At 69.1% G+C, this 13991-nt stretch carries 15 protein-coding genes and 1 pseudogene; 5 read left to right on the top strand and 11 right to left on the bottom strand.

Annotated elements, in window-relative coordinates; genetic code table 11:
- Positions 1 to 41: 41 nt before the first annotated feature.
- From OG252_RS37950 to OG252_RS37915, 8 genes are all read right to left on the bottom strand, one after another.
- Entirely contained in the window at positions 42 to 374 is a 333-nt protein-coding gene (locus OG252_RS37950; RefSeq protein ID WP_037743875.1) for a metal-sulfur cluster assembly factor, read from the bottom strand.
- Positions 371 to 838, bottom strand: coding sequence for a Fe-S cluster assembly sulfur transfer protein SufU (gene sufU / locus OG252_RS37945; RefSeq protein WP_266441555.1), 468 nt, complete (start codon positions 836 to 838; stop codon positions 371 to 373). The genes OG252_RS37950 and sufU overlap by 4 nt, the downstream gene beginning before the upstream one ends.
- 99 nt (positions 839 to 937) lie before the next feature.
- On the bottom strand, positions 938 to 2194 hold the full coding sequence (locus tag OG252_RS37940; RefSeq protein WP_266441553.1) for a cysteine desulfurase: 1257 nt from the start codon (positions 2192 to 2194) through the stop codon (positions 938 to 940).
- A complete protein-coding gene (gene sufC / locus OG252_RS37935; RefSeq protein WP_266441551.1) occupies positions 2191 to 2955 on the bottom strand; it encodes a Fe-S cluster assembly ATPase SufC in 765 nt (254 codons plus the stop codon). Before sufC ends, OG252_RS37940 begins: the two co-directional genes overlap by 4 nt.
- Before the next feature lie 8 nt (positions 2956 to 2963).
- Positions 2964 to 3284 carry a non-heme iron oxygenase ferredoxin subunit gene (locus OG252_RS37930; RefSeq protein ID WP_266441548.1) on the bottom strand — a complete coding sequence of 107 codons (321 nt, stop codon included), beginning with the start codon at positions 3282 to 3284 and terminating at the stop codon, positions 2964 to 2966.
- The gene (sufD, locus tag OG252_RS37925) at positions 3284 to 4465 is read right to left on the bottom strand and encodes a Fe-S cluster assembly protein SufD (RefSeq protein WP_266441545.1); all 1182 of its coding nucleotides are present in this window, start codon (positions 4463 to 4465) and stop codon (positions 3284 to 3286) included. Before sufD ends, OG252_RS37930 begins: the two co-directional genes overlap by 1 nt.
- Positions 4466 to 4525: 60 nt before the next feature.
- Positions 4526 to 5947, bottom strand: a complete 1422-nt coding sequence (sufB, locus tag OG252_RS37920) for a Fe-S cluster assembly protein SufB (protein WP_217235701.1) — start codon at positions 5945 to 5947, stop codon at positions 4526 to 4528.
- On the bottom strand, positions 5944 to 6687 hold the full coding sequence (locus OG252_RS37915) for a helix-turn-helix transcriptional regulator (protein ID WP_266441537.1): 744 nt from the start codon (positions 6685 to 6687) through the stop codon (positions 5944 to 5946). The genes sufB and OG252_RS37915 overlap by 4 nt, the downstream gene beginning before the upstream one ends.
- Before the next feature lie 161 nt (positions 6688 to 6848).
- Here OG252_RS37915 and OG252_RS37910 point away from each other — a divergent pair, with 161 nt between their 5' ends.
- The 5 genes and pseudogenes from OG252_RS37910 (at position 6849) to OG252_RS37890 (ending at position 10945) form a co-directional block, all read left to right on the top strand.
- Positions 6849 to 7646, top strand: a complete 798-nt coding sequence (locus OG252_RS37910; RefSeq protein ID WP_266441534.1) for an aminoglycoside N(3)-acetyltransferase — start codon at positions 6849 to 6851, stop codon at positions 7644 to 7646.
- A 78-nt stretch (positions 7647 to 7724) separates the two neighbouring features.
- On the top strand, positions 7725 to 8648 hold the full coding sequence (locus OG252_RS37905; protein WP_266441531.1) for an ABC transporter ATP-binding protein: 924 nt from the start codon (positions 7725 to 7727) through the stop codon (positions 8646 to 8648).
- A complete protein-coding gene (locus OG252_RS37900) occupies positions 8645 to 9439 on the top strand; it encodes an ABC transporter permease (RefSeq protein ID WP_329341865.1) in 795 nt (264 codons plus the stop codon). The genes OG252_RS37905 and OG252_RS37900 overlap by 4 nt, the downstream gene beginning before the upstream one ends.
- A gap of 9 nt (positions 9440 to 9448) precedes the next feature.
- Positions 9449 to 9877 (top strand): annotated as a pseudogene (locus tag OG252_RS37895) (glycogen debranching N-terminal domain-containing protein); the annotation flags it as partial.
- Between the two features lie 60 nt (positions 9878 to 9937).
- A complete protein-coding gene (locus OG252_RS37890) occupies positions 9938 to 10945 on the top strand; it encodes a COX15/CtaA family protein (RefSeq protein WP_329345295.1) in 1008 nt (335 codons plus the stop codon).
- Positions 10946 to 10967: 22 nt separating this feature from the next.
- Here the strand turns inward: OG252_RS37890 and OG252_RS37885 are convergent, their stop codons facing one another.
- From OG252_RS37885 to OG252_RS37875, 3 genes are all read right to left on the bottom strand, one after another.
- A complete protein-coding gene (locus OG252_RS37885) occupies positions 10968 to 12074 on the bottom strand; it encodes an amidohydrolase family protein (RefSeq protein ID WP_329341862.1) in 1107 nt (368 codons plus the stop codon).
- Between the two features lie 228 nt (positions 12075 to 12302).
- Positions 12303 to 12635, bottom strand: coding sequence for a hypothetical protein (locus tag OG252_RS37880; RefSeq protein ID WP_307673976.1), 333 nt, complete (start codon positions 12633 to 12635; stop codon positions 12303 to 12305).
- A 93-nt stretch (positions 12636 to 12728) separates the two neighbouring features.
- Positions 12729 to 13682, bottom strand: a complete 954-nt coding sequence (locus OG252_RS37875; RefSeq protein WP_329341860.1) for a heme o synthase — start codon at positions 13680 to 13682, stop codon at positions 12729 to 12731.
- Positions 13683 to 13991 lie beyond the last annotated feature (309 nt).

Genomic DNA, 13991 nt, shown 5'->3' with positions numbered 1-13991 from the left:
CGACGCCCGAGGGCGTCGCCGTTCGCATCAGCTCGTGGAACTCAGACGTTGAACCCGAGCGCCCGCAGCTGCTCGCGCCCGTCGTCCGTGATCTTGTCGGGGCCCCACGGGGGCATCCAGACCCAGTTGATGCGGAGCTCGTTGACGAGGCCGTCCGTGGCGGACTTGGCCTGGTCCTCGATGACGTCCGTCAGCGGACAGGCCGCCGAGGTCAGGGTCATGTCGATGGTCGCGATGTTCGCGTCGTCGATGTGGATGCCGTAGATCAGGCCGAGGTTGACGACGTCGATGCCCAGTTCGGGGTCGACGACGTCGTACAGGGCCTCGCGGAGTTCTTCCTCCGAGGCCGGCTTCATCTCAACGGTCTCGCTCATGCGGTCTTCCTTTCGGCGTCGGCTCCGCCCAGGGCCTGGGCCGTCGCGTCCTTCCACGCCATCCAGCTCAGGAGGGCGCACTTCACCCGCGCCGGGTACTTGGAGACACCGGCGAACGCGACCGCGTCCTCCAGCACCTCCTCCATCGCGTCGTCGGGCTCGATCCGGCCCTTGGACTGCATCAGCTCCAGGAAGGTCTCCTGGATCTTCTGCGCGTCCGCCAGGTCCTTGCCGACCAGCAGGTCGTTCAGCACGGAGGCCGAGGCCTGGCTGATCGAGCAGCCCTGCCCCTCGTACGAGACGTCGCTGATGGTCGTGCCGTCGTACTTCACGCGCAGCGTGATCTCGTCGCCGCACGTCGGGTTGACGTGGTGCACCTCGGCGTCGCCATCCCGAAGACCGCGCCCGTGCGGGTGCTTGTAGTGGTCCAGGATGACTTCCTGGTACATCGAATCCAGCTTCACAGCGACCGCCCTCGCGTCCCGTCTTCCCTTGCGTGGCCCGTCGGCCGGGGGTCCGGGGGTTGTCCCCCGGGATAGCACAGCACGATTTCAGCACGCCCCTCAGCCGAAGAAGTTCCGTACGTGCTCCAGGCCGTCGACCAGTGCGTCGATCTCGGCCGGCGTGGAGTACAGATAGAACGACGCTCGCGTGGTCGCAGGAATTCCGTACCGCAGGCAGACCGGGCGTGCGCAGTGATGACCCACGCGTACCGCGATGCCCTGCTCGTCGAGGACCTGGCCCACGTCGTGCGGGTGGATGTCACCGAGCGTGAAGGAGATCGCCGCGCCCCGGTCCTCGGCCGTGGTCGGGCCGATGATCCTGAGGCCCGGGACCTCCGCGAGGCGCTTGACCGCGTACTCGGTGAGCGCGTGCTCGTGGGCGAGGATCTTGTCCATGCCGATCGCCGACAGGTAGTCGATCGCCGCTCCCAGCCCGACCGCCTGCGCGATCGGCGGGGTGCCCGCCTCGAACTTGTGGGGCGCCGGGGCGTACGTCGACGAGTGCATCGACACCGTCTCGATCATCTCGCCGCCGCCGAGGAACGGAGGCAGGTCCTCCAGCAGCTCCTGGCGGCCCCAGAGGACGCCGATGCCGGTCGGGCCGCACATCTTGTGGCCGGTGAAGGCCACGAAGTCGGCCTGGAGGGCCTGTACGTCCATCGGCATGTGCGGAGCGGCCTGCGAGGCGTCGATGCACACCAGCGCGCCGACCTCCTGCGCACGGCGCACTATCGCCTCGACGGGGTTCACGGTGCCCAGGATGTTGGACACCAGGACGAAGGAGACGATCTTCGTCTTCTCCGTGATGATCTCGTCGATGTTGGAGAGGTCGAGGCGGCCGTCGTCGGTCAGCCCGAACCACTTCAGCTTCGCGCCCGTGCGCTGCGCCAGCAGCTGCCACGGCACGATGTTGGAGTGGTGCTCCATCTCCGTGATGACGATCTCGGTCTCGTGGTCCACGCGGTAGGGCTCGTCGGCCCAGCCCAGCATGTTCGCCACGAGGTTGAGCGACTCGGAGGCGTTCTTGGTGAAGATCACCTCGTCGCGGCTCGGCGCGTTGATGAACGCGGCGACCTTGTCGCGCGCGCCCTCGTACAGCGCCGTGGCCTCCTCGGCGAGCACATGCACACCGCGATGGACGTTGGCGTTGTGGCGCTCGTAGTACTCACTCAGGGCGTCCAGTACCTGGCGCGGCTTCTGCGAGGTCGCCGCGTTGTCCAGGTAGACGAGCTTCCGGTCGTCGTGGACCAGGCGGTCCAGGATGGGGAAGTCCTTACGGATCGCCTCGGCGTCGAGGAGGCCCGGCAGCTGTGTCACGCGGATACTCCACCCTTCGTGTAAGCCTCGTAGCCCTCGTTCTCCAGCTTGTCGGCGAGTTCGGCGCCGCCGGACTCGACGATCCGGCCCGCGGAGAAGACGTGGACGAAGTCGGGCTTGATGTAGCGCAGGATGCGCGTGTAGTGCGTGATGAGCATGGTGCCCACCTCGCCGCTCTCACGGACGCGGTTGACGCCCTCGGAGACGACCCGGAGCGCGTCGACGTCCAGACCGGAGTCCGTCTCGTCGAGGATCGCGACCTTCGGCTTGAGGAGCTCCAGCTGGAGGATCTCGTGGCGCTTCTTCTCACCGCCGGAGAAGCCCTCGTTCACGTTGCGCTCGGCGAAGGCCGGGTCCATGTTGAGACGCTGCATGGTCTCCTTGACCTCCTTCACCCACGTCCGCAGCTTGGGGGCCTCGCCACGGATGGCGGTGGCGGACGTACGGAGGAAGTTGGAGACCGAGACGCCGGGGACCTCGACCGGGTACTGCATCGCCAGGAACAGGCCCGCGCGGGCGCGCTCGTCGACGGACATCTCCAGGACGTCCTCGCCGTCGAGGGTGACGGTGCCGCTGGTGATCGTGTACTTCGGGTGACCCGCGAGCGAGTAGGCGAGTGTCGACTTGCCGGAGCCGTTCGGGCCCATGATGGCGTGCGTCTCGCCCTGCTTCACGGTGAGGTCGACGCCCTTGAGGATCTCCTTGGTGGAGTTGTCGGCCTCGACGGTGACGTGCAGGTCTCGGATTTCAAGCGTTGCCATGGGTTGCCTCAGGACTCCTGGGAAAGGGAGACGAGCACATCGTCCCCTTCGATCTTTACGGGATATACGGGGACGGGGCGCGTCGCGGGCAGGCCGGACGGTTTGCCGGTGCGGAGGTCGAAGCTGGAGCCGTGCAGCCAGCACTCGATCTGGCAGTCCTCCACCTCGCCCTCGGAGAGCGAGACGTTCGCGTGCGAGCAGATGTCGTGGATCGCGAACACCTCCCCCTCGGTCTGCACGACCGAGACCGGCGTGCCGTCGAGTTCCACCCGCTTGGGGGTGTCCTCCTCCAGCTCGCTCAGCCCACAGGCGCGTACGAAGGCGGCCATCAGACCGACGCCTCCAGCTCCTCGTCGATCTTCACGAGAAGGCGCTCTTCGATGTCGTCGACGCCGATCTGCTGGACCAGCTCGGCGAAGAAGCCGCGGACCACCAGCCGGCGGGCCTCGTCGGCCGGGATGCCGCGGGCCATCAGGTAGAAGAGCTGCTCGTCGTCGAAACGGCCGGTGGCGCTGGCGTGGCCGGCGCCGACGATCTCGCCGGTCTCGATCTCGAGGTTCGGCACGGAGTCGACACGGGCGCCGTCGGTCAGAACCAGGTTGCGGTTCATCTCGTACGTGTCCGTGCCCTCGGCCTTGGCCTCGATGAGGACGTCGCCGATCCACACCGCGTGGGCGCCCTCGCCCTGGAGCGCGCCCTTGTAGGCCACGTTCGACTTGCAGTGCGGGGTGTTGTGGTCGACCAGGAGGCGGTGCTCCTGGTGCTGGCCGGCGTCCGTGAAGTAGAGGCCGAAGAGTTCGGCCTCACCGCCGGGGCCGGCGTACGTGACACGCGGGTGCAGGCGGACCAGGTCGCCGCCGAAGGTGACCACGAACGACTTGAAGGTGGCGTCGCGGCCGATCAGCGCGTTGTGCTGGGCCACGTGCACGGCCTTGTCGTCCCAGTCCTGGACGGAGACGACGGTCAGCTTGGCGCCGTCCCCGAGGAGGTAGTCGACGTTGGCGGCGAGCACGGCGTCACCGGTGTGGTCGAGGACGACGACGGCCTCGGCGAAGGCTCCCAGCTCGATGACCTGGTGGGCGAAGGAGGTCCCGCCCTCGCCGTGCACGGTGATTCGGATCGGCTCGGTGAGGACCGTCTCCTTGGGGACGGTGATCACGCCGGCCTTCTCGAACGCCGAGTACGCCTGGGCGGCGACGCGGTCCACCGGGACGCCCGCCTTGCCAAGGCGGGCGTCGTCACGGCCGACGGTCTCGATGACGACGCCCTCGGGCGCGTCGATGTCGACCTTCAGGCCGTCGCCGGTGGCGACCGCGGTGCCGTCGTGCAGCCCGCGCAGCCGCTCCAGCGGGGTGAACCGCCACTCCTCCTCACGGCCGTGCGGGACCGGGAAGTCCCGCACGTCGAAGGACGGGGGCGCGCTCATGCGCGTGGCGACGGTCGACTCGGCGGCCACCGCGATCTGGCCGGCGGTGGTGGACCCCACCGGGATGTTCTGAGCCTCAGCCATGGCTGTCGGTCTGCTCTCTTCCTACGTCAGATTTCGCTAGCTGGTTGTGGAGAGGCGGCCTCAGCCGACCGCGCCTTCCATCTGCAGCTCGATCAGCCGGTTGAGTTCGAGGGCGTACTCCATGGGGAGTTCCTTCGCGATCGGCTCGACGAAGCCGCGCACGATCATGGCCATCGCCTCGAACTCGGTCAGACCACGGCTCATCAGGTAGAAGAGCTGGTCCTCGGAGACCTTGGAGACGGTCGCCTCGTGGCCCATGGACACGTCGTCCTCGCGGACGTCCACGTAGGGGTACGTGTCGGAGCGGGAGATGGTGTCGACGAGCAGCGCGTCGCACAGCACGTTCGACTTGGAGCCGTGGGCGCCCTCGCCGATCTCGACGAGACCACGGTAGGACGTACGACCGCCACCGCGCGCCACCGACTTGGAGACGATGTTGGAGGAGGTGTTCGGCGCCATGTGGACCATCTTGGAGCCGGCGTCCTGGTGCTGGCCCTCGCCCGCGAAGGCGATGGAGAGGGTCTCGCCCTTGGCGTGCTCGCCCATCAGGTAGACGGCCGGGTACTTCATCGTCACCTTGGAGCCGATGTTGCCGTCGATCCACTCCATGGTCGCGCCCTCGTACGCCACGGCGCGCTTGGTGACCAGGTTGTAGACGTTGTTCGACCAGTTCTGGATGGTCGTGTAACGGCAGCGGGCGTTCTTCTTGACGATGATCTCGACGACCGCGGAGTGCAGCGAGTCCGACTTGTAGATCGGAGCCGTACAACCCTCGACGTAGTGCACGTAGGCACCCTCGTCGACGATGATCAGGGTCCGCTCGAACTGGCCCATGTTCTCCGTGTTGATACGGAAGTAGGCCTGCAGCGGGATCTCGACGTGCACGCCCGGCGGCACGTAGATGAACGAGCCGCCCGACCAGACGGCGGTGTTCAGGGAGGCGAACTTGTTGTCACCGACCGGGATGACGGTCCCGAAGTACTCCTTGAAGAGCTCCGGGTGCTGCTTCAGGGCCGTGTCGGTGTCGAGGAAGATGACGCCCTGCTCCTCCAGGTCCTCGCGGATCTGGTGGTAGACGACCTCGGACTCGTACTGGGCCGCGACACCGGCGACGAGGCGCTGCTTCTCCGCCTCCGGGATGCCGAGCTTGTCGTACGTGTTCTTGATGTCCTCGGGCAGGTCCTCCCAGGACTCCGCCTGCTTCTCCGTAGAGCGCACGAAGTACTTGATGTTGTCGAAGTCGATGCCCGACAGGTCCGAGCCCCAGTTCGGCATGGGCTTCTTGCCGAACAGGCGCAGGCCCTTGAGACGGAGCTTGGTCATCCACTCCGGCTCGCTCTTCTTCGCGGAGATGTCGCGGACGACGTCCTCGTTGATGCCGCGCTTGGCAGAGGCGCCGGCCGTGTCGGAGTCGGCCCAGCCGTATTCGTACTTGCCCAGGCCCTCGAGCTCGGGGTGGGCAGTCTCCGTGGGGAGCGTCATGCGGGGTTCCTCCCGGCCGTGCTTGCAGATGCGTTGTCAGTCGTGTGGGAAATCTTGGGGATGAACGTCGTGCAGACGCCGTCGCCGTGCGCGATGGTCGCCAGTCGCTGGACGTGGGTGCCGAGCAGCTGGGAGAAGATCTCGGTCTCAGCCTCGCAGAGCTGCGGGAACTTTTCCGCGACGTGGGCCACCGGGCAGTGGTGCTGGCAGAGCTGCTCGCCGACCGGTGCGCTTCGCGCCGTAGCAGCGTACCCGTCCGCGCTCAGGGCCTTGGCCAGGGCTTCGGTCCGCTCTTCGGGGGCGGCCGCCTCGATGGCCTTGCGGTAGGCGGTGGCCTGTTCGGCGATCCTGGCGCGGGCGAAGGCGACGACCGCCTCGTCCCCGCCGAACCGCTCCTGGATCCAGCGCAGGGCGTCCGTGGCGAGCTTGTCGTAGGACTGGTCGAACGCGTCGCGGCCGCAGTCCGTGAGGGCGAAGACCTTGGCGGGCCGACCGCGCGTCCGCGCCCCGTACACCCGCTGCTCCCGGGCCTCCACGACGTCGTCGGCGACCAGCGCGTCCAGATGCCGGCGTACGGCCGCCTGGGTGAGCCCCAGCCGCCCGGCCAGCTCGGTCGCGGTCGACGGCCCGTGGTCCAGGATGGACCGAGCGACCCGGTTGCGCGTCGAGCGCTCACCGGTCGCTAGCTCCTCCTGCGGGGCCCCCGTGGGGGTCTCCCGAGCCTCGCCGACGTTTTTCACAACGCCATTGTTGCGTAATTCCTCTGAGGCAGGCAAGCGGCGTCCGAAACGGCGGACGGTGCCCTGCGTCACTTAGGCTTACCTAATCTGACCTGGGCAAACGATCTTTGATCGATCAAATCGGTGGCGTCGGCGAGCCCCGTCCGGGACACTCCACAACCATGCCCACACCCCCTCCCACCGGCCCTCTTGTCACCCGGGACACCCTCGCGACCCAGCTGCGCGCCCTGGGTGTCGAACCGGGCGAAACCCTCCTGATGCACTCCTCCCTCAGCTCCCTCGGATGGGTCTGCGGAGGGGCCGTGGCGGTCGTCCAAGGACTTTTCGACACGCTCGGTCCGGACGGCACACTGGTCGTCCCCACCCAGACCGGCAGCCTCTCGGACCCGGCTCTGTGGGCAAACCCGCCGGTCCCCGAGGCGTGGTGGGACACGATCCGGGCCACCATGCCCGCGTTCGACCCCCTCGTCACGCCCAGCCGCGGGGTCGGCGTGATCCCGGAGACCGTACGGACCTGGCCGGGCGCCCTGCGCAGCGCGCATCCGCAGACCTCGTTCGCCGCCGTCGGCCCGCGCGCGGCGGAGATCATCGAGGGGCACGCGCCGGACTGCCGACTCGGCGAGCACAGCCCCCTGGCCCGGCTGGAAACGCTCCACGCGCGCGTGCTGCTGCTCGGGGCCGGCTACGACGCGTGCACCAGCTTCCACCTGGCCGAGTACCGCATACCGGCGCCGCGCGTGAAGGTCGGCCGGCCCGGACCGGTGGGCTGGGAGGTGGTGACCGAGGTGTCGATCGACTCGGACCGGTTCGACGAGCTGGGGCACGACTTCGAGCGGGACCGTCCCGTCGTACGCGGACAGGTGGGCGCGGCCGACGTACGGCTGTTCCCGGTGGCGGAGGCGGTGGCGTACGCGGAGCGGTGGCTGGCGGTGCACCGGTCGCGCGAGGAGGAGGTCTGAGGCCCGTCCGCCCGGGCCGGGTGGAGATCTCGCACCCGCCGGTCTGGGCTCCGGTTCGCGAACCTAGACTCTGGACCCATGCGAAGTGAGCCCGTGGTCCAGGTCCAGGCCCTGGTGAAGCGGTACGGCACGAAGACCGCGGTGGACGGCCTCGACCTGGTGGCCAAGGCGGGCGTGACGGCCGTACTCGGCCCCAACGGCGCGGGCAAGACGACGACGGTCGAGACCTGCGAGGGGTACCGGAAGCCGGACTCCGGCACGGTGCGCGTCCTGGGCCTCGACCCGGTGCGACAGTCGCGACAGCTGAACCCTCGCATCGGCGTGATGCTGCAGTCCGGGGGCGTCTACTCGGGCGCCCGGGCCGACGAGATGCTCCGGCATGTCGCCCAACTGCACGCCCACCCGCTGGACGTGGACGCGCTCATCGAGCGTCTGGGGCTGGGCAGTTGCGGCCGGACGACGTACCGGCGCCTGTCGGGAGGCCAGCAGCAGCGGCTCGCGCTCGCCATGGCGGTCGTCGGCCGCCCGGAACTCGTCTTCCTGGACGAGCCCACCGCCGGCCTCGATCCGCAGGCCCGCCACGCCACCTGGGACCTCGTACGGGACCTGCGCGCCGACGGCGTCTCCGTGATCCTCACGACCCACCACATGGACGAGGCCGAGCAGCTCGCCGACGACGTCGCGATCATCGACGCGGGCCGGGTCGTCGCCCAGGGCTCCCCGGAGCAGCTGTGCCGCGGCGGCGCCGAGAACACCCTGCGCTTCTCGGGCCGTCCGGGACTGGACGTCGGGTCCCTGCTCAAGGCGCTCCCCGCCGACTGCACGGCCGCGGAGCTGACGCCGGGCTCGTACCGGGTCGGCGGCAAGGTCGACCCGCAGCTGCTCGCGACGGTGACCTCGTGGTGCGCGCAGCACGGGGTGATGCCGGAGAAGATCTCGGTCGAACGGCACACTCTCGAAGACGTCTTTTTGGAGCTCACGGGCAAGGAGCTGCGTTCATGACTAGCGGCACCACCGGCACCACCGGCACGACCGGCATCTACGCACCGCGGCCGGGTGCCGCGCCGCTCCCCCGCATGATCGGGGCGCAGGCCGCGCTGGAGACGAAGATGCTCCTGCGCAACGGCGAGCAGCTGCTGCTGACGGTCGTCATCCCGACACTGCTCCTCGTTCTCTTCAGCTCGGTGGACATCGTCGACACCGGAGCCGGCGAGGCCGTCGACTTCCTGACGCCGGGCGTCCTCGCCCTCGCCGTGATGTCGACGGCGTTCACCGGGCAGGCCATCGCGACGGGCTTCGAGCGGCGGTACGGCGTCCTGAAGCGCCTCGCCTCCTCCCCCCTCCCCCGCTGGGGCCTGATGGCCGCGAAGACGCTGGCGGTGCTGGTCACGGAGGTCCTCCAGATCGTCCTGCTGACGGTGATCGCCTTCGCCCTGGGCTGGTCGCCGCACGGGAACCCCTTCGCCGTACTGCTTCTGCTGGTCCTCGGGACGGCCGCGTTCTCGGGGCTCGGCCTGCTGATGGCGGGCACGCTGAAGGCGGAGGCCACGCTGGGCGCCGCCAACCTGGTCTTCCTGCTGCTCCTGGTGGGCGGCGGGGTGATCGTGCCGCTGGACAAGTTCCCGGCCGGCGCCCAGGACGTGCTCGGGCTGCTGCCGATCTCGGCGCTGTCGGACGGACTGCGGGACGTGTTGCAGCACGGGGCCGGGATGCCTTGGGGGAACCTGGGGATTCTGGGCGTGTGGGCGGTCGTGGGGTTGGCGGCGGCGGGGAAGTTCTTCCGCTGGGAGTGAGCGATGTGAATGGGAGGTGCGCGAACGGGGAAGACCCGCCCCGTGTTCGAATCTGCGGATTCTTCAGCACCACGCGCCTTACAACCGCTCCTGCACGACGTGGTCATCTGCGTGGCCGCTCCCGCTTTCGCGGCCTCGTCCCGTGACGGACAACTGAGGGGCGAGCGGGCGGAGGGGTTCTACGACCACGACCGACGGCTGCTGCACACCCTGTGTCTGCTCCTCGACGACCGCGAGCCGGAACCCATCGGTGTGCAGCCCCTCGGTCCCCACCAGGTGAGATTCACCGCCGTCCACCGCTACCCCCGGGACCGCACCGACGACCCGACCCTGATCGTCGAACGCGTCCGAACCGCGGGCGACGGAGAGACCATCACGCTGCGCAACATCGGCACGCTGGGACGCCGCCTGCGGGTGGAGCTGGTCGCCGCGTCCGACCTCGCCGACACGGTCGTGGGAACCCACCCAAGTGAATTCGTGCACAAGCGGCCCCCTACGATGGGACGCGTGCCAAAAGTGACCCGCGCCGACGCCGTAGCGGCCGTCCGCAACCCGCTCGCCTTCATCGCCGAACGCTGGACCCCGACCCCACGGACGGTCCGGCGGGCGGCCCTCGCCGCGCTCGTCATGTCGGTGCTCATCGTGGTCACCGGCGGGGCGGTGCGGCTCACCGGATCCGGGCTCGGCTGTCCGACCTGGCCCAAGTGCACCGACGACTCGCTGACCGCCACCAGCGCGATGGGCTTCCACGGCGCCATCGAGTTCGGCAACCGCATGCTGACGTACGTGCTGTGCGCGGCCGTCGGCTGGGCGATCATCGCCGCGCGCTCCGAGAAGCCGTACCGGCGCGGCCTGACCCGGCTGGGCTGGGCTCAGTTCTGGGTCGTGATGAGCAACGCGATCCTCGGTGGCATCGTCGTCCTGGTCGGCCTCAACCCGTATACGGTCGCGGCCCACTTCGTGGCGACCTCCGCCCTGATCGCGGTCGCCACCGTGATGTGGCACCGCACCCGGGAGGGCGACGGGACGCCCCGCCCACTGGTCGGCAAGTCGGTGCAGCAACTGGTGTGGTTCCTGGTCGCCGCCTCCGTCCTGCTGATCCTGGTCGGCACGGTCGTGACCGGTGCGGGGCCGCACGCGGGCGACTCCAGCGAGGTCGAGCGGATGCCGCTCGACTGGGAGACCGTCAGCAAGGTGCACGCCGTGCTGGCCTGGATCGTGGTGTCGCTGACGTTCGCCCTGTGGTTCGTCCTCAAGGCGGTCGACGCCCCGAAGGGGACTCTGGCGCGCACCCGCGAGCTGTTCCTGATCCTGCTCGCCCAGGGCGTCATCGGCTACGTCCAGTACTTCACCGACCTTCCCGAGATCCTGGTCGGCCTGCACATGTTCGGCTCGGCCCTGGTATGGATCGCGGTGCTGCGTGTGCTGCTGTCCCTGCGGGAGCGGGCGGAGGTCGTGGCCGATGTGCCGGGCCCTTCGAGCGAGGCGACGCTGACGCGGGCGTAGGGAACGAGCACGGGGCCGTAGCTCACTCCAGCCCGTACACCCGCCTGGCGTTCCCCGCCGCGATCAGCCCCGCCACCCGCTGCGCGTCCGCCAGCGACCACGCCCCCTCGGCGACCCAGGTGCCCAGCACCCGGCCCAGCGCCTCCCGGAACAGCCGCGCGCCAACCACGTGCAGCTCGGGCAGGCCCTGGGCGCCGCTGGAGAAAAGGATCTTGCCGAAGGGGGCCAGCTCCAGGATCTCCGCGAGGACGGTGGCGGCACGGGCCCCGGTCCGTACGAGCGCGGCGCCCGAGTCGGCGTACACGTGCGGGAAGACCCCGGCGAGATGGGCGGCGTGCCGGTGGTAGGGGTAGCCGTGCAGCAGCACGAGGTCTGTGCCAAGGCCGGCCGTGGCCCGCACGAAGTCCGTGAGCAGCACGGGATCCGTACGGTCGATCCGCAGCCCCGGTTCGCCGAGCCCGGCGTGCAGTTGCAGTGGCAGGCCCGAGGCGACCGCGATCCACAGCAGGTGCCGCAGCAGCACCGGGTCGCTCAGCTCCCCGCCCACCCGGCGTCCGGCGAGCCAGCGGCCGGCGGCGCCGCGGACCTCTCCCGGCCCCGGCGGTTCGGGCGCGAGCGCGAGTCCGTGCCGGACGCCCGCCACGGAGGTGAAGGCCACGGCGCCCGAGGCGGCGCCGTGCACCGACTCGGCGAGGTTGGCGAGGAAGGACTCGACGGTGCCGGAGGTGTCGGCGGCCTGTTCGGCGAGGAGTTCGAGGCGCACGACCTCGCGGGCCTCGGCGGCCGCGGCGGAGGCCATCTCGCCGGGGCCGGTCAGGTCGCCGGGCAGCCCGGTGTCGACCAGATACGTCGTGATCCCGCTGCCGCGCAGCAGCCGACGGCCCGACTCCAGTACGCCGAGTTCACGGCGCCGGGCGAGGTAGCGGGCGGGCGGGCAGTGCGGCTCCAGACCGAGTAACGGCGGGCACCAACGGCGTACCGCGAACCCGGTCTGCGTGTCGAAGAGCGTCGTACCCGGCGCGGGCGGCCCCTCGGTCCGGGCCAACTGGGCCTCGAAGGTACCGAGGCCCAGCTCCGTTCTCAGGACGCCGTGACAGTACTGGTCCACGAGGGACGGCGTTTCGATCATCCCGGACTCCCCGCGCTCGGACTCTGTCCTTCTCAGGTCCTAACGGGTGAACCGGGCACTAGGTGTTGCAGTCACACACCCCGTGCGAAAGCGCTCCGCGGGAGAGCCGAACGCGCAACTGTCTCGGGGGTGCTGATGATCCGGCGGCTGCGGGGCCGTATGTGGCTGGTCGCGCCCGCGCGGCGGAGCCGCACACCAATACAGTCCCGCGCCCCTTGAGGGTGTTGTTCAGCCGTTGCTCGGGCCGCCCACCTGGATGCCCGCCATGCGGCTCCACTCGTACGGGCCCGTCTTTACCTTGGCCGCGAACTCGCCGTCGAAGTCCTCGTGGACGGTGATGCCGGCCTTCGCCACCGCCTGCTCGGCGAGGGCGGTCGAGGGGGCCACCAGGTCGCCCCAGGCGCCGTCCTCTCCGACGAGGACGATGCGGGCGCCGCGGTCCCCGAGGTACGCGATCTGGCCCTCGGCCCCGCCATGCTCCTTGGAGAAGCTGCTGATCTGCTTGGCGAGCCGGGTCACTTTGCGCTCGGCCTTCGGGTCCACCTGCTGCGTGTCTGCCATGGCCAGGATGCTACCGACGGGTAGATCAAACGGCGACGGCCGGGGTGAGTGGCCTTGACCACGCACCCCGGCCGCCGGGAGCGACAAGGGGATCTACCGCAGGAAGGGATCCACCGCGACCGCCACGAACAGGAGCGACACGTAGGTGATCGACCAGTGGAACAGCCGCATCTCCTTGAGCTTGACGCCGGTCACCTCGGCCCTGGCCCGGTTCTGCAGGCCGTGCGCCTCCCACAGCCAGAAGCCGCCGGCCAGCAGCGCGACCACCGTGTAGAACCAGCCGGTGTAGCCGAGCGGGGTCAGCAGCAGCGACACGGCGACCATCACCCAGCTGTAGAGCACGATCTGCCGGGCGACGACCTTGTTGGAGGCGACGACCGGGAGCATCGGCACGCCCACGCGCGCGTAGTCCTCCCTGACCTTCATGGACAGCGGCCAGTAGTGCGGCGGCGTCCAGAAGAACATGACGAGGAAGAGGATGATCGGCGCCCACGACATCGAGTTCGTGACGGCGGACCAGCCGATGAGCACCGGGAGGCAGCCGGCGATGCCGCCCCACACGATGTTCTGCGACGTGCGGCGCTTGAGGATCATCGTGTAGACGACGACATAGAAGAGGAGCGCTCCGAGCGACAGCCAGGCGGAGAGCCAGTTGACGGCGAGGCCGAACAGCAGCGTGGAGACGACGGCGAGGGTGATGCCGAAGGCGAGACACTCGCGGGGGCTGACCATGCCGGTGACCAGCGGACGCTGCGAGGTGCGGTCCATCAGCGCGTCGATGTCGCGGTCGATGTACATGTTCAGCGCGTTGGCGCCGCCCGCGGAGAGATACCCGCCGATGCAGGTCAGCAGGACCAGCTCCAGATCAGGAACGCCCTGCTGGGCCAGGAACATCACCGGAACCGTGGTGATGAGCAACAGCTCGATGATCCGAGGCTTGGTCAGAGCTACGAACGCCTTGACACGGGCCCCGAACGGCCGGTGGCTCGGGCTCTGGCTCGCACCGAGCACCCCCGCTGGACGGGATTCGACGGCCGTCACGCACACCCCTACAGAGACATCCCAGCAAGCCCAGCCGTGTGAAGTCCCGGTAAAGGCTCGCGCGTACCACGCCACTGTAGACGTTGCCCATACCCCGACATTCGCGGGGGTGGGGTCGTGTTTGAGCAGCGCCGTCGGAAGAGCCGCGCGGCACTCGATTGAGCACTCGGACGAGCGGTTCCGTATTCACATGCCGAATGCGGAACGGCCCAGTCGGGAGGCGGATCCCGAAGAGTCCCGGCAGTCTGTAATGACTCGAAAAAACGCACGTTCTTACGGGGGTAGGCTCGACAACGGCCGGAGCGTTCAGCACAC

Origin of the sequence: Streptomyces sp. NBC_01352 (assembly GCF_036237295.1) — a bacterium.
Classification (GTDB): domain Bacteria; phylum Actinomycetota; class Actinomycetes; order Streptomycetales; family Streptomycetaceae; genus Streptomyces; species Streptomyces plumbiresistens.
This window is presented reverse-complemented; position numbering and strand designations above follow the sequence as displayed.